Origin of the sequence: Psychrobacter sp. KCTC 72983, from assembly GCF_014280455.1 — a bacterium.
Lineage (GTDB): Bacteria > Pseudomonadota > Gammaproteobacteria > Pseudomonadales > Moraxellaceae > Psychrobacter > Psychrobacter pacificensis.
The window spans coordinates 2360729-2376637 of sequence record NZ_CP060390.1 but is presented as its reverse complement, the minus strand read 5'-3'; the positions used below and the strand labels follow the sequence as shown (position 1 = coordinate 2376637).

Here is a 15909-nt window from a genome sequence, read left to right as displayed (position 1 = left end):
CCTTGCTTAATGAGCAAAATATTATAATGCAGCTAACGCCAGTTATTGATGATAATAAGGCGCCAAAACAGCCATTTTTATCGACATTTTAGAAGCGACTGAAGCATCATATCTGTGAGGCAATAGCATTTATATTTATATTACCCTATACTGATGAGGCATATTAAAATGATGGCTTTCTACCATCACCACTCTATGTATTCTCATCGGTATTTTTTATCCATAATATTACTTTATACCAGCCCATCAATACAATTGAGCGGACTGTCGTTAACGATTAAAGGCGATACTGTGCCCCACAAACGTCTAAAAGACCTGCTTCCTACACCGGAAAAAATCCTAGAAAGTCGCACCCTAAAACTGTTCGCCCCGCATTTGGCAGATCCTCGGTTATGGCACTTCAACCGCCATAGCTTAAATAAAGCAGTCTATATTGGCGTGCTTAGCGCATTTTTTCCACTGCCAGGACAGATGTTGCTGGCTTTGATTGGCTCACTTATTTTTCGAGCCAATGTGCCTATGGCTCTCGGTCTAACGTGGATTACCAATCCAGTCACCAGCTTGCCTATCTTTTATGCTGGGTATTATATCGGTGCAAAAATCATTGATGCACCAGTGATCAGTTTGCGCTTTATCGGCAGAATGATTGCTGATTTTAGCTTATGGGCATTATCAGATGGCGCCAACCCTTTTATTACTTATAAAGGCACTGTATCGCTTACAGCATTTTGTATAGGGCTAACGATTTTAGCGATTATAACCAGCATCGTTTGTGGACTTGCTTTTAAAGCGATTTGGCGTTACAAGACGGTCGTGAGTTGGCAAAAACGTCAGCAAAAACCTGATGATAAATCGCCTAAATATTAATACCGTTTAACATCATTAAACGGTATTAATATTAAACAGTATCAACGTCAGCGTCTGAAGCAATAGCTATCACTCTTCTTTGGTTCTTTCTATGGCATCTATAAGCTTATCCGTAAAATCTTTATCCATAGAGACGATCTCAATAACCTCGTCGTTTTTACAGAGCGTATAACGCTTACCTGTCGCGCTGTCTTGAACCTTTAAATCATAGTCAACCCCAGCCAAAGTGATCGCATCAAACACGGGTGTGATAAGATCCTTTTGTTCTTGTCTATCGATGGTGTCAAACAAGGTTGGATCGATATAAGGCTTTAACGGCTCATCGCCTTCTTCAGCACTGCCAAAAGCGGCGATTGGATTGTCATCTTTGTTCATTATTCGGAGTCCTATAAAATAGATATAGCAGCTAGTTAATCAAGCTTTTATATCTTTTGCTATGAGATATTTACTTGATAATACAACAATATATTTCGTTAGGACAACCCTTATAAGTGCCAATTTATGACACTTATATTCATCTGAAAATCTCAACATATATAGACGTTAATACTGTTCCCAATGACCATTACGTAGCAATAATTGACGATCAGCAAGCGCCGCCAAGTTGCGATCATGTGTCACCATCAAAAGTGCTGTTTGCATAGTGCTTTGTAGCTCTGATAGCAATCCAAAGACACTTTGCGCATTGTCATAATCCAAGTTACCAGTTGGCTCATCCGCCAAGATAAGCGAAGGCTTGGTAACTAGTGCGCGCGCAATCGCCACACGCTGACGCTCACCACCTGATAGCTCACCCGGTCTGTGCATCAACCGATGATCTAGACCGACGTTTTCGAGAATCTCAATCGCTTGCTTGCGAGCGTCAGTTGTTGATACTTCTGGACGCATCAGTAAAGGCATCGCAACATTCTCGACTGCGGTAAACTCTGCTAGCAAATGGTGAAACTGATAAATGAAACCCAAATGCTTGTTGCGCATCGCGCCGCGTTCGGTCTCATTCATGCTATTTAATAACTGGCCATGTAACCAGACTTCACCACTCGTGGGCGTGTCTAAACCACCAAGCAAATGTAGCAAGGTACTTTTTCCTGAACCACTGGTCCCGACAATAGCAATGCGCTCACCAGCATGAACTGTCAGATCGAGGCCCGTCAATACTTGCGTACTAACGGCTCCCTCATCATATATTTTATTGATATTGGTCGCCTTTAAAATGGCAGACATAGCGCTTCCTTTATTTTATTTATGTCGATATTTATGCGATTGAATTACTCATAACGTAGTGTCTGGGCAGGCTGAATTTTAGCCGCTCGGCGTGCTGGATAAATCGTTGCCAAAAAGCTCAATATAAATGAGGCACCTGTAATGAATACCACGTCGAGTAAACGCAACTCTGACGGCAAATAATTCACAAAATAAGCATCAAACAGATTCAAATTAAAGACTTGATTAATAAAGCCTAAAATATCACTGACGGTGAGTGCGAATATCACACCCAATATCGTACCAGCAACGGTACCGATCACACCGATGACCACGCCTTGTACCATAAAGACTTGGGTAATCAAACGAGGAGACGCACCAAAGGTTTTTAGAATGGCAATATCTGCTTTTTTGTCAGTGACGAGCATCACAAGACTTGAGACAATGTTGAAAGCGGCAACTAAGATGATTAAAAATAGTAGCAAACCAACCATGGCTTTTTCCATCTGAATTGCACCAAATAGATTGCCGTGCGTCTGCGTCCAATCATTGGGGAACAACTGCTGAGGAGAAATAGCAGCGGCTTTTTCTGCGGCAATCGGCGCAGTAAAGATATCATTGAGCTTCATGCGCACGCCTTGCGCCCCTTCTGGCAGACGCAGCAGTTTTGCTGCATCACCCATCGGGATAAACGCCATCAGACTGTCTACCTCTGGGCTGATGGTAAAAATACCTGTCAAAGTAAAGCGCTTAAACCGCGGTATCACACCGGCTGGCGATGGCGAGGCTTCTGGCAGCACTAGAGTTACTTTGTCCCCTATCTGCAAGCCCAAAGACTGCACCATCTCTTCACCCAATACAATGCTAAAGTCACCACTTTGCAAGGTATCAATACTGCCCTCGACCATATGATCATTAATGATAGAGACGTTTTTTTCGTATTCAGGCTCGACGCCAGTTACCATAATCCCGGCGACCTGACCGTTTGATGTCAGCATCCCTTGCAATTGGATAAAGGGGGCGACATCTGATACTTCTGGATCTTCCTTAATCTTATCAGCGAGCTGCTCCCAATCACCGATAATCTCAGTTGAGACCACGGTGGCTTGCGGCACCATGCCCAAAATACGGGTTTTTAATTCTCGATCAAAACCATTCATGACCGATAGCACCGTAATCAATACGGCAACCCCAAGCGTCAGACCAATCATTGAAATCAGGGATATAAAGGAGATAAAGCCATTACTACGCTCTGCTCGGGTATATCGTAAGCCGATAAATAACGCTAAAGGACGAAACATATTCAAACTCTTTATCTTATCTACGTGCGACTTTATATAGGTTGCATCACGAGCAGTAGTAAATGCATCATACAGCTGCTACTACTCACATATAAATCAAACACAAAACAGGAGATCAGACGAGCCGAGGACAGCCGTCAAAAGGGAGCTAGTTTGACACAATTTAGCCAATATGTGCCAGTCATTAGCCGATACTAAGAGTATTTTTTACCAAAAAACTGGGTTTTGTTATTATTTTTTATAGAGGCCTTGCTATTAGATATGTCAATACCTATATATTATATGCTAAAGACAATTGTCATTAACCCTCATTGTGGTTTGTTCACACTTTGCTGGTAATGTCGCTGACATCATAAACCAGTTATTTGAAATACTGAATGGTACGTAAGTAACCGTCGCACTACAGTATTAGACACAAACCCCACGCTGACTTAATTTTGAGTATTTTCATGACCATAAATTATCAATATAAAAACATTCAAACTCCCACCAAGATTACACTGACCGATGAGCAATCTGCAGGTCATGGCGATCATTGGCGTATCTTGACCGATGATATGAGCAATGATGTGCCAGAGTGGCTACAAAAAATGATCGAAGTGGCGGCAATGCCTAAAGGTCTGAACAACAACGTCAGTGCAAAAGACAGCTGTTTGTTGTTATCAGAAGATAAGCCCTGCCATATCAATCAAGTACTTGCAATGAAAGACGGTAAGCCTGAGCGATTCATTAATGCTTATCCTTGTGTTGATAGTCCTTATGGGCTTGACTGTAAAATCGAGCGCGTCATTGTCAATGACAACTCTCATGATGCAGTGCTACGCTTGCGTACCGCCGATGGCAGCATTATTTATGCGTTTGATCAGCTCTATACGACCAATCGTCATTTGTATCAGCGCGATACGTCTTATTTCGTTAACTTTAGCGCATGGGCGCACGAGATTAAGCTCAGTGAGCAAAACGAAGTCATCATGGTAGAAGACCAAGAATCTATCCGCTATCACCGTGCGTTTAACGATATCGTCGCGGCTAATGACGGAAAAATTCCAGACGATCTGCAAGCGCAAATCAGTGAATGGAAACCTGAAACCGAAGAACAAATGGCACCGGTCGAAATCAACTTAGGACACATGTGTGCTTATTTATTTGGCGATACTTTAGGGCAAGAAGATGAGGCTTGGTGTCAAGGTCAAGTGCTTGGCAAACAAGAAACGATATTTAACGATAAATCTGTCATTTTGTTTGATGTAGTGACATTACGTGAGCAGGATGCAGATCCCTTTGTCGTACGTATTGGTGCGCTTAATACGCCAGAGACCGCCAGCATTAAAGTGCATGACTATGTACAAGCCAATGTCTGGTTGCAGGCAGCGATATATAAAGAGAATCAGACAAGTGCGGCGCAGTCTAAAGCCAGCTAGTTACTGAATATAACAGCCTATTGTATTACGTGTTATGCCTAGTTTTTTACACAATAAAAAGCCCCTAAATAGGGGCTTTTGTATATCTGAGTGAATTGTATATCAATGGCTTGAGTACAAACCACTCAATATAAGATCTACGCCATCGTCGTCATTGATTTGATACGCTTATACAACTCTTTTTGCTCAGCGCTTGGACGAGCAGTCTGTACTGCCATCAATTGTGACATATCCCCTTCAACGCGAATTTTACCGCTCATAAAAGCACCCATAATTTGATTGGTGTCAAAATCAGTGATGATAGACTGTAGAATGCTACGATCTAATAATAAAGTCGTCGTGCCGTTACTATTTAGACCACGATGTAATAAACCATCGGCAAAGTTGGCTTCGATGTCTTTGTCAGTATCAGACACTTTTAGGTTAACAATCATATTAGCAAGTGCTGGTGGCAAGTTTAACTCACCCGCCTCACTGCCCATTTTCTCCACTTGCTCAAACCATTCATCTGTCAAAAAAACTGCCATATTATTATCCTTAACGGGTGTTTTGTTGGGTTAACGCTGCTATTTTACGCATTAACCTGACTAGCAAATTATTAAAATGCCTGTTATTAATAGCCCACAAGTATGCGGGTATTAAATATGTTCAGGCTCATTATAAGGGGCGACTTGATGAGAAGTAAAACCTATTTGTGCCGCTAGTGGTACGATTGTTACAAAATTCCTTTCGAATATCACAATTATATTTAGCAACGTTTGTCTTAGTTTGATGCAAACACGCATCTAGAATAGTGACAAAATTGGGTATAAAATAAGCAAGTAGCGCAATAATAATAAGTTGCTCGCTAACATTTATACCAAAGAGTTTGTATTTTGCCGCATAGTTCTGATGATATTTAATTAGGATTGCGTTACAATACCCTTAAACAGAGTCGGGAGTTTTAACCAAACATTACATAAACATGTTTTTTGTCAGCCGCCGCTAGCATACATCTATGGTCAGTGCGTTTTTATAGCCCTATAGATATGGGTATCTATCTTCATTAGTACAGATTTTTTCGTAATAATTAAGATATATATTTAGCCTCATAAGATGTTTGATGCTCAAAAACGGCGCGTCTTTTTATTTATCTTGATGATGTATTAACAATCCTACTATCGATTGGCTGTAAACAAGGTGCACGAAGCGCCTCATTTTATCCATCAGTATCAACTGACATAAAATCAAAGCCTAAATTGATAGTTAATAAGATTATGGTGATAAAAGGTCAAAAAACATTATGTACCGTAGCTATTGTAGGTTTATAAGTTTTTATAATATCTATAATGCGGACTGTTGGTTAATTCTGTTGATAATTCGGGCTGTAAAGGAATCATCCAATGAGTTTACAAAACACAGCAGTCGCCCCAGTTGACCGTGAGTATGAAATTACTATCGTAAGATTTTTTACGATCATGGCTGTCGTTTGGGGCATCGTCGGCATGAGTCTTGGTGTGTTCATTGCTTCACAGTTAGCATGGCCATCACTAAACTTTGACATTCCATGGCTGACCTTTAGTCATTTAAGACCACTGCACACCAATGCGGTGATTTTTGCGTTCGGTGGCTGTGCCTTGTTCGCAACGTCTTACTATATCGTTCAGCGTACCTGCAAGACGCGCTTATTTGCGCCATATTTGGCTTGGTTTACCTTTTGGGGTTGGCAAGCAGTGATTGTTTCTGCTGTTATTACCCTTCCTCTAGGTTTGACGTCAAGTAAGGAGTACGCTGAGCTTGAGTGGCCTATTGATATCTTAATTGCTTTGGTATGGATCTCTTATGCCATTGTATTTTTTGGTACACTCATCAAACGCAAAACCTCACATATTTATGTGGCTAACTGGTTCTTTGCCGCCTTCATTATTACGATTGCACTACTACACATCGTAAACAGCATGGCTATTCCTGTTAGTGCGTTCAAATCTTATTCGCTATTTGGCGGTGCAACTGATGCCATGGTCCAGTGGTGGTACGGGCATAACGCGGTAGGTTTTTACTTAACGGCAGCTTTCCTTGGCATGATGTATTACTTCGTTCCAGTACAGATTGGTCGTCCTATCTACTCTTATCGCTTGTCTATCGTTCACTTTTGGGCATTGATTGCTTCCTATATGTGGGCTGGTGGTCACCATTTGCATTATTCAGCGCTTCCTGATTGGACGCAGTCATTGGCAATGGTATTCTCCATCATTCTATTTGCACCCTCTTGGGGTGGTATGATTAACGGTGTACTCACGCTATCAGGTAGTTGGGATAAGCTACGTACCGATCCGATCATTCGCTTTATGATTGTGGCGTTGTCGTTCTACGCGATGTCGACGTTCGAAGGCCCAATGATGTCAATCAAGACAGTAAATGCTTTATCGCATAACACTGACTGGACAGTTGGTCACGTACACTCAGGCGCACTTGGCTGGGTTGGTATGATTACGATTGGTTCGCTATATGTGCTGTTACCACGTGTCTATAACAAACCCAAAATGTACTCTATCAGCTTAATCACCACGCATTTTTGGCTGGCGACTGCAGGAACGATTTTCTATATCGTGTCTATGTGGATCTCAGGTATCGGCCAAGGCATGATGTGGCTTGCTACTAACCCAGACGGTACTTTGGTATATAGCTTCGTTGATACTGTTGAATTCTCGCATTTCCCATATATTGGCCGAGCTTTTGGTGGCTTCTTATATGTATCGGGTATGTTTGTTATGGCTTATAACTGCTATAAAACACTCAAAATGCCAGAAGGTAAGCCTGTAGATGTCGCTGATCCAACGGATCATGAACCTAGTGTCGAAAAACCTTCGACAGCTAACGTATAAGGAGCGATCATGGCTGGTACACCGCATGAAATTATTGAAAAAAATACAGGCTTGTTAGTCATTGGTATCGTTATTGCTATCAGTTTTGCAACGCTAGTTGAAATCGTGCCTTTGATTTATAACAACGACAGTCCTGAGGAAGGCGGTTTGAACAAGCCCCTTCCCGCTATGGAGCCTTGGACTGCGCTTGAATTTGAAGGTCGTGATATTTATATCCGTGAAGGATGTCACGTTTGTCATACGCAAATGGTTCGCCCACTACGTGCAGAAGTTGAACGTTATGGACCATACTCACGTGCCGCTGAGTCGACGTGGGATCACCCGTTTTTATGGGGATCGAAACGTACTGGACCAGACTTAGCACGTGTTGGTGGCCGTTATTCTGAAGATTGGCAAAAGCAGCATCTAATCAATCCACGTTCGCTAGTGCCTGAGTCAGTCATGCCAGGTTTCCCGTGGTTGGCCGAGAACGAAGTCGATGGTGAGAACATTCAAGCTAAAATGCGTCTATTCCGTGATCGCTTCGGTGTGCCTTATACTGAAGAAGATATCGAAGGTGCTCCAGATGCCGTACTTGGCGCCACTGAGCTTGATGCTTTGGTTGCCTATCTACAGCAGTTAGGTACCGCAATGGAAGGACAGCGCTAATGGGTATTGGTGAATTACAAACAATTGCGACCGTTTCTGCCTTTATTGCCTTCGTAGGCGTTGCATGGTGGGCGTATTCGCCAAAAAACAAAAAACGCTTCGAAGAAGATGCACAACTTGCGCTTGATGACGAGGATATTAGATCTCTGTCTGAAGAGCAGCGCAATAAGGATAAATGATGACATTTTTTTGGAGTTCTTGGATTACGCTAATCAGTTTTGGTTGTTGGGCGTTCATTCTTGGCGTTCTGCTGTTTGTATTAAAATACAAGCCAGAGGTTGAAGAAGACGGTACCACTGGTCATGAATACGATGGTATCCGAGAATACGATAAACCACTCCCTAAATGGTGGTTAGTGATATTTTTTGGCTCAATCGTCTGGGGCGTGGTTTACTGGGTGTTTTTCCCAGCCATGCTTCCGGGAAACTGGAACGGTCTTGCAACCATAAAAGTCGATGGTGAAGATGTACCATGGACTTCTAAAAACGAGCTGTTCAGTGAGCTTGAGAGCAACAACAAAGTATTTACAGATAACTTTGAAAAGAATATCTTGGTTAAAGCAGATGCAGCAGGCGCAACCGCGACACTAGCGACGCTAAACGAGCTACAAGCGACCATGCGTCGCAGTGACAATCCACCAGCGGATCTACAGGCACAAATCGATGAGAAGGTCACAGAACTTGCACCTTATGTCGAAAAACTGTCTGAAAATCCAAATGCTTTAAAAGTTGGTAGCCGTTTGTTCTTACAGAACTGTGCAGTATGTCATGGCTCGAATGCTAAGGGTGCCCCAGGCTATCCTAATCTGACTGACAATGATTGGTTGTATGGTGGTAAAGCCGGTAACATCTTGACCACGTTACACAATGGTCGTGTTGGTGGTATGGCAGCATGGCGTGATCAGCTTGGTGAAGACGGCATACGTGCGGTCGCTGAATATGTCTTATCACTATCAGGCAACCAGAATGACTATGATCTTGATCAAACGAAAGTTGCTCAAGGTAAAGTGATTTTTCATGAGCCGACCAACTGCGTTCTTTGTCATGGACCAGATGGTAAAGGTATGATTTCAGCTGGCGCACCGAATTTGACGGATAATATCTGGTTATATGGTGGTGATCGCGAGACCATTCGTGAAACGCTACGTTATGGCCGCGCAGGTGTAATGCCTCAGTGGGAAACGAAGCTAGGTAATGAGCGTATCATGCTACTTGCCGCTTACGTCTACTCACTATCGGACAAAACTGGCAAAGCACCTGAAACTGCGATGGCAAATACTGCAGCGACTCAGCCAGTAGCGACCAAAGAAGCTACTGCTAACTAAGACACTATTGCCGTACTGTACATGGATGAGATTTAATAAAGGGAGGACTGTCAGTACAGTTCTCCTTTTTTCGTTTATTTTTGCAGAATTTACCTAATAGTCGTAGTCGCTCTCACAGATACTTCTCAGTAGACATTATTATGATCTATAGTGCTTGCTTTTTACGATTATTACCCCATTGTTAGTAAGGAGAATGTTAGGATAGCTGTTTTCAAAATGGCTAACGAGCCAGACTGATGATGTCTTAGCTCGATCTAATAACCCACTTATAATCAATTATTTAGTAAGTGTACTAGAGGACTTTTATTCAAGTCGCTATCCATTATTTACTGACATTGATAACATCATACATTCATATACTTCACGACGAGAGGTATTTGTTCATCATGCCAGCAGACTGATTCTTTTTTAAAGAGGCACGTTTATGTCAGCACAGCAATCATCCAATAAAATTCCCGTACAACAAGTCGATCTTGATGCCACCAAGCATCGGGTACATCCGAGGTTTGTGACAGGGTTTTATCAAAATATTCGTGTCATCACGATGTATGCCCTTTTGGCCGCTTTTTTAATTTTGCCGTGGCTGCGTTATAATGGCAGACAAGCAATATGGTTTGATGTACCCTCGCAGCACTACTACATCTTTGGTATGACATTTTTGACCCAAGATTTTTATTTTATTGCTATATTTGCCATCATTGCTGCCTTTACGCTATTTATGGTGACGGTCTATGCCGGCCGAGTGTGGTGCGGTTATGCTTGCCCACAAACGATTTGGACACATCTTTATCAGTATGTCGAAAAATGGGTAATCGGCGATCGTAATAAACGCATGAAGTTTGACAAAGAACCGATGAGCGCAAAAAAAGCATTTAAGCGAGCGTTGGTCTATTTTATTTGGTTTGTGTTTTCTGTGATTACAGCGGCGACCTTTGTCAGTTATGTCGCGGGCACTGACTATCTGTATCAAAGCTGGCAGATGATAGGGATTATCCCTGTGCCTGATTGGCCAACGTGGGTATGGATTTCGATGTTTATCTTTACCTTTGCCACTTATGCCAATGCCGGTTATATGCGTGAGCAGATGTGTGTACATATTTGTCCTTATGGCCGTTTCCAAAGTGTCATGTTTGACAAAGACACTTTGATTGTCTCTTACGATTATGAGCGTGGTGAGCCACGCGGCGCGCGTAAAAAAGGCACACACCCTGAAGAGCTGGGTGACTGTATCGAATGTACCATGTGTGTGCAGGTCTGCCCCACTGGTATCGATATTCGTGATGGCTTGCAAGTTGCCTGTATTCAGTGCGCCGCCTGTATTGATGCCTGCAACGAAATCATGGACAAAGTCGGCTATCCACGCGGGCTGATTCGTTATACAACCGAGCGTCAGCTGGTCGAAAAAGAACCAAGCCGTGTATTTCGTCCACGATTATTTGCTTATTTGGCGCTATTGGCAGTGCTATGTGGCGGGGTTATCTATGCGTTGACAGACCGCGTGCCGCTAGAGATTGATATCCGCCGTGATCGTAACCAGTTATCATCTATCAATACCCAAGGCATGATTGAGAACAGCTATATCGTCAAGCTAACCAACAAAACCCAAGAGCCTCACAATTATAAAATAACGCTCGCACCGCAAGAGGGTCTGAGTTTAGAGCTGCGCTTCAACGATGTACCCTTAGAAGCAGGCGAAAGCTTCGATATGCCTGTCAGTATTTATGGTGACCCTGATGTGATTGAATTTGGTCAAACGCCAGTGACGTTAAATGTGACCAGTGAAGACGGTAAGTACAAAGTCAGTAAGCAAAACGTCTTTACGACTCAAGGTCAGTAATTCATCACTGAACTGATTATTTAGTTTCCTTTATGTCATTCGGTAGTCAGCGACTTTGAGAGTCAAAGGCTATCGGGTGAATGATTTATGATTAAACTGGCAGCAGGTAGCCGTCAAATTGTCCGTTGATACCATTTGTCGATATCTGATAAGCAGATCTCTGATAAATAAGTATCTGATGAATAGGTATTTTATGTCTAATCCAGCACCGAATTTTAAACATCAAGATACTCAGCCATGGTACAAGAACTACATGGTTATGATTTTTGTGATTGGCATGCCAGCTGCGGTCGTGATCGCTTGTATCTGGTTTGTCTACTACTCTTACCAGATCCGCGACAGCGTGGTACGTGACGACTGGTATATGGATGGCAAGACGCTCTATCATGACGTCTCACGTGACAAGCTTGCTTATGATTTGGACTTGCATGGCAAAATGCAATTTGCGGATAATGGCGATGTTGTGTTTTATCTCAATTATCCTGAGCAAAGTGTGCAGTCAGGCAAGCTATTGAACGGCCAGCCACTTACTTATCCCGATACGCTTGATCTTTCAATCTCGCATGCCACCGATATCAAAAAAGACCGTGACGTCGTGCTAAAGCATGTTGAAGGCAATAAATACAGCGCCCAAGTAAATCTTGATTCGGTAAAAGCCAAATATTACCTGCAAGTGAATAACGATGGCAAGGACGATTGGCGTATGCAAGATGTCGCCAAGCTTCCGCGCTCAGAGGTTAGCTTTAAACCTTTACCTGTCTTTGCTAAAAGTTAATATTATTAAGCTATGCCCTAATATCTACATTTAAAAAAACCAGCCTTTTCTTTATGAATGGCTGGTTTTTTATGGGTTACTCGATCAGTATTCGCTCATGAGATGCTAAATAAGTGGGTTAATTGTTGGAATTTTCTGAGGTGTAGTTTTACTTGTTACAGCATTGTCTGATTCTGTTGCATACGGCTTATCGCTAGCAAACTTAGGATTGAACGTTTGCGTCTTTGGTGATACCGGCAAACCAATCTCAGCCAGACTGTCGGTCTGCCCTGATTGAATATTATCCCCTTCAAACAAACGCTCGTCGTTATCACGATCAAGACTGAGTGTCTCAAAGTCAAACAACTCACGATCCGCTAACTGTGATGGCGCTACGTTTTGCATTGCCTTAAAGATAGACGCCAAACGCTGCGGATGAGCGTCATCCCATTCGCGTAGCATGTCATTGATAATGGCACGTTGTAGATTGGTCTGGCTGCCACACAGATTACAAGGAATAATCGGGAATTCTTTTAATTTGGCATACTCGATGATGTCTTTTTCTTCGACATACGCCAATGGACGAATCAGCAGGTTTTGCTTGTCATCACTCAGCAGTTTAGGCGGCATTGATTTGAGCGCGCCGCCATGAAATAAATTCAAGAAGAAAGTCGCCAGCATGTCATCGCGATGATGACCCAAGGCGATTTTGGTCGCACCAATCTGCTTAGCAAAACCATACAACGAACCACGGCGCAGACGTGAACACGCTGAGCAATAGGTCTTGCCTTCTGGCACCACACTTTTGACAATACTGTACGTGTCTTTTTCCAAGATATAATGGGCAATGCCCTGCTCGTTTAGATAAGCAGGCAGAATATCTTCAGGATAGCCGGGCTGCTTTTGGTCAAGATTGACTGCGACGATATCGAAATGAATGGGGGCGATACGTTTTAGTAGGAGCAAAATATCCAGCAAGGTATAGCTGTCTTTACCGCCCGAGACACAGACCATCACCACATCGCCGTCTTCGATCATATTAAAATCACGAATGGCCCAAGAGACTTGGCGACGAAGCTTCTTTTGTAGCTTACGAAAAGCCGCAGATTCAGTAGGCGATTGTGAGTCAGTAGATTGTTCATCAACGATATCTTCATTGCTACCCTCTTCAGCATCAGCCTCTAAAACATAACGATTAAAGTCTGATTCATCAGACATCTCATCAAACTTAGGAGGAATGTTTGGCGTAAATAAGGTTGCTGGGGTCATAAGTTACTCAATATCTTTATAAGGATGATTTTACTATAAAGTAGTTTGCGATAAAGCACGATCAATGAGGTAGGGTTATCGATGCTTTAAAAGCGGCAATTATAACAAATATTGCTAACAGATTGAAAAGATGACAGTAATACGCACTTTATTTTTATTGCAATACTGCTTAGCATGGCTTTGTCGCTTTAGTGACGCGTGATTGATCGCTTCATGGTTCTGTAATAGCCGTATTTTTGCTAAAATAGCCGTTTTCGTAAACCAATAATAGATAACACTATGACTAACGTTACTTTGCAGAACCCCTCAATGAATCAAGCGTCCAACAGCAACGATACTCCTCACAAAAACCAAAATGCCGTGGTGCTTTTATCAGGTGGTCTCGATTCGGTGACGTGTTTGTATTGGGCAAAGGCGCACTATGCCTCGGTGACAGCGGTCAGCTTTGACTATGGGCAACGTCATAATAGTGAGCTTGTCGCAGCAAAGCGCATTGCTGAGACAGCAAGCGTCAATCATAGAATCATTGATATTGATATCGCCCAGCTTGGTGGCTCATCACTCACCGATCACAGCATGATCGTACCAGACGGCGATACCGACAAATTCCCTAATAAAAAGCGCGATGAGATCGATAACGATGCCATTCCGAATACTTATGTGCCTGCACGTAATACAATCTTTTTGTCTTATGCGCTAGCCGTCGCTGAAGTGACTGATGCCAATCATATCGTCATTGGGGTCAGCTCAGTCGATTACTCTGGCTATCCCGATTGCCGTCCAGAGTATATCGAAGCATTTGAGCACATGGCCAATCTGGCGACAAAAGCGGGCGTTACCGGTCATCGCTTGTCTATCCAAACCCCACTACAAAAGCTGTCCAAAGCTCAAACTATTGAGCTTGGTCTATCATTGGGCGTTGATTATGGACAAACGATTTCTTGCTACCGTGCCGATGTGAACGGACTTGCTTGCGGCGTTTGTGACAGCTGTGCGCTACGTCGCCAAGGCTTTGCTCAAGCTGGCGTCACTGACCCTACTCATTACCAAGCTGGATAGAGATACTGACTTTTTATCAAACAGCGGCATCAATCAACATTAGCGAAACATTCGCTTGCATTAACACAGCACGTCGACATTGTATTTTAATCAATATACTTGCTATGGTATGGACAATCATTTTTGCCAATTGAATAGATTACATGTGATATAGGTTACATGAGATATCACCAATGATTCAGTCACTCACATATCAGTGATCCAGCTGTCTGTTGATTATAAAATCACATTGAATACCAGAGTCAAAAATTGACACTACCTGTAAGAGGATATTTATGAAGTTATTGCCATTACTCCCCCTAGCCTTAGCTGCCACGTTCGCAATGCCGCAGGCGAATGCTACTGATATTAAGCAAAGTAATATCAACTCATGCGTCGATGGCGCAGTTAAATATAAAGTCGCTAGTAAAAGTGATGCGACAAAGTTATGTAAGTGCACTATCGGTGTGCGTAGCAACATGACGATTGGTCAGATGTGGGAGATTGAGAGCTACGCAAAAGACAAAAAAGATCCTTCAAGCTTGCCATACGTCAAGACCATGCAAAAAAACCTGCAGCAGTGCACAGTCGGCTTAGACTTGAAGCAGCCGCAAAAGCCTGCTTAATTACTATTTGTTTGATATACAAAAGACTGGCCATTGCCAGTCTTTTTTGTTACCAATGGATGAGCAAAGTGTAAAACTGATTATTTATTTCTCTTAATCTGCCTATAATAAGAAGATTCATCCTAAAATCAACGTAAACAATCAAATCACAACCAACCAAATTATAAATAGAACCGATATAAATCAAAACGAATAAGGATTTTACCATGGCAAAACCAACAACAGAAACGATCAACCTACCCGACTTTCCAGTGACCATCGTACGCAAACTTGCCGGAAACTTTATCCATGATGAGATCAGTCTCAAAGAGATGGTTGCCAATACCGACAAAGGTCTTATTCTCTATTTTTATCCTAAAGACAATACACCAGGCTGTACCACGCAAGCGACGGAGTTCACGGCGCATATCCACGACTTTGACGACTTAGGTTATGACATTATTGGCGTCTCTCGTGATAGCGTTGAATCCCACGAAAAATTCATCGATAAATATGACTTGCAGATCCCACTTATCAGTGACACTGATGAGAAGCTATGCCAGTATTTTGAAGTCATTAAAGAAAAAAACATGTATGGCAATATTACTTTGGGACTGGTGAGATCAGCATTTGTATTTGATAAAGAAGGCAAGCTGACCCACGCACAACGTAACCTACGTGCCAAAGATTACACCAGTCGTCTACTCAGCATATTGGCACCATAACCTGATCGTTATAACAGAGTACATTTTTGCCGCAAAAATGATAAAACGCGCGA

General features: G+C 42.6%; 16 protein-coding genes. 11 read left to right on the top strand and 5 right to left on the bottom strand.

Annotation, left to right across the window (positions count from 1 at the left end):
• Positions 1 to 291: 291 nt before the first annotated feature.
• Entirely contained in the window at positions 292 to 867 is a 576-nt protein-coding gene (locus PSBA01_RS10230; RefSeq protein WP_223335218.1) for a DUF2062 domain-containing protein, read from the top strand.
• A 69-nt stretch (positions 868 to 936) separates the two neighbouring features.
• On the opposite strand, the gene PSBA01_RS10225 is transcribed toward PSBA01_RS10230, so the two are convergent.
• From PSBA01_RS10225 to PSBA01_RS10215, 3 genes are all read right to left on the bottom strand, one after another.
• The gene (locus PSBA01_RS10225; RefSeq protein WP_058024771.1) at positions 937 to 1242 is read right to left on the bottom strand and encodes a hypothetical protein; all 306 of its coding nucleotides are present in this window, start codon (positions 1240 to 1242) and stop codon (positions 937 to 939) included.
• A gap of 168 nt (positions 1243 to 1410) precedes the next feature.
• Complete coding sequence (lolD, locus tag PSBA01_RS10220) at positions 1411 to 2091, bottom strand: lipoprotein-releasing ABC transporter ATP-binding protein LolD (RefSeq protein ID WP_058024770.1); 681 nt, start codon at positions 2089 to 2091, stop codon at positions 1411 to 1413.
• A gap of 44 nt (positions 2092 to 2135) precedes the next feature.
• Positions 2136 to 3371 carry a lipoprotein-releasing ABC transporter permease subunit gene (locus tag PSBA01_RS10215; protein ID WP_071001894.1) on the bottom strand — a complete coding sequence of 412 codons (1236 nt, stop codon included), beginning with the start codon at positions 3369 to 3371 and terminating at the stop codon, positions 2136 to 2138.
• 449 nt (positions 3372 to 3820) lie between these two features.
• Here PSBA01_RS10215 and PSBA01_RS10210 point away from each other — a divergent pair, with 449 nt between their 5' ends.
• Positions 3821 to 4792, top strand: a complete 972-nt coding sequence (locus PSBA01_RS10210; RefSeq protein WP_186474219.1) for a hypothetical protein — start codon at positions 3821 to 3823, stop codon at positions 4790 to 4792.
• A 137-nt stretch (positions 4793 to 4929) separates the two neighbouring features.
• On the opposite strand, the gene PSBA01_RS10205 is transcribed toward PSBA01_RS10210, so the two are convergent.
• Positions 4930 to 5319 carry an SCP-2 sterol transfer family protein gene (locus tag PSBA01_RS10205; protein WP_071001896.1) on the bottom strand — a complete coding sequence of 130 codons (390 nt, stop codon included), beginning with the start codon at positions 5317 to 5319 and terminating at the stop codon, positions 4930 to 4932.
• Between the two features lie 855 nt (positions 5320 to 6174).
• Here PSBA01_RS10205 and ccoN point away from each other — a divergent pair.
• The 6 genes from ccoN (at position 6175) to PSBA01_RS10175 (ending at position 12240) form a co-directional block, all read left to right on the top strand.
• Complete coding sequence (gene ccoN, locus PSBA01_RS10200; protein WP_071001897.1) at positions 6175 to 7656, top strand: cytochrome-c oxidase, cbb3-type subunit I; 1482 nt, start codon at positions 6175 to 6177, stop codon at positions 7654 to 7656.
• A gap of 9 nt (positions 7657 to 7665) precedes the next feature.
• Positions 7666 to 8304, top strand: a complete 639-nt coding sequence (gene ccoO, locus PSBA01_RS10195) for a cytochrome-c oxidase, cbb3-type subunit II (protein ID WP_071001898.1) — start codon at positions 7666 to 7668, stop codon at positions 8302 to 8304.
• Entirely contained in the window at positions 8304 to 8483 is a 180-nt protein-coding gene (locus PSBA01_RS10190; protein WP_058024764.1) for a CcoQ/FixQ family Cbb3-type cytochrome c oxidase assembly chaperone, read from the top strand. Before ccoO ends, PSBA01_RS10190 begins: the two co-directional genes overlap by 1 nt.
• A complete protein-coding gene (gene ccoP, locus PSBA01_RS10185; RefSeq protein WP_071001899.1) occupies positions 8483 to 9628 on the top strand; it encodes a cytochrome-c oxidase, cbb3-type subunit III in 1146 nt (381 codons plus the stop codon). The genes PSBA01_RS10190 and ccoP overlap by 1 nt, the downstream gene beginning before the upstream one ends.
• A 424-nt stretch (positions 9629 to 10052) precedes the next feature.
• Positions 10053 to 11465 (top strand): cytochrome c oxidase accessory protein CcoG, encoded by a 1413-nt coding sequence (gene ccoG / locus PSBA01_RS10180; protein WP_186474218.1) that lies wholly within the window; start codon positions 10053 to 10055, stop codon positions 11463 to 11465.
• Positions 11466 to 11658: 193 nt separating this feature from the next.
• Positions 11659 to 12240, top strand: coding sequence for a FixH family protein (locus PSBA01_RS10175; protein ID WP_075106617.1), 582 nt, complete (start codon positions 11659 to 11661; stop codon positions 12238 to 12240).
• A 105-nt stretch (positions 12241 to 12345) separates the two neighbouring features.
• On the opposite strand, the gene ttcA is transcribed toward PSBA01_RS10175, so the two are convergent.
• Positions 12346 to 13488, bottom strand: coding sequence for a tRNA 2-thiocytidine(32) synthetase TtcA (gene ttcA / locus PSBA01_RS10170; protein WP_186474217.1), 1143 nt, complete (start codon positions 13486 to 13488; stop codon positions 12346 to 12348).
• Between the two features lie 309 nt (positions 13489 to 13797).
• Here ttcA and queC point away from each other — a divergent pair, with 309 nt between their 5' ends.
• The 3 genes from queC to PSBA01_RS10155 all read left to right on the top strand — a co-directional run bounded on the left by queC (position 13798) and on the right by PSBA01_RS10155 (position 15856).
• Positions 13798 to 14547 (top strand): 7-cyano-7-deazaguanine synthase QueC, encoded by a 750-nt coding sequence (gene queC / locus PSBA01_RS10165; protein ID WP_201587727.1) that lies wholly within the window; start codon positions 13798 to 13800, stop codon positions 14545 to 14547.
• A 275-nt stretch (positions 14548 to 14822) separates the two neighbouring features.
• Positions 14823 to 15152, top strand: a complete 330-nt coding sequence (locus PSBA01_RS10160) for a hypothetical protein (protein ID WP_093068095.1) — start codon at positions 14823 to 14825, stop codon at positions 15150 to 15152.
• Positions 15153 to 15358: 206 nt separating this feature from the next.
• Positions 15359 to 15856 carry a peroxiredoxin gene (locus PSBA01_RS10155; protein ID WP_186474216.1) on the top strand — a complete coding sequence of 166 codons (498 nt, stop codon included), beginning with the start codon at positions 15359 to 15361 and terminating at the stop codon, positions 15854 to 15856.
• The last annotated feature ends 53 nt before the right edge of the window (positions 15857 to 15909 follow it).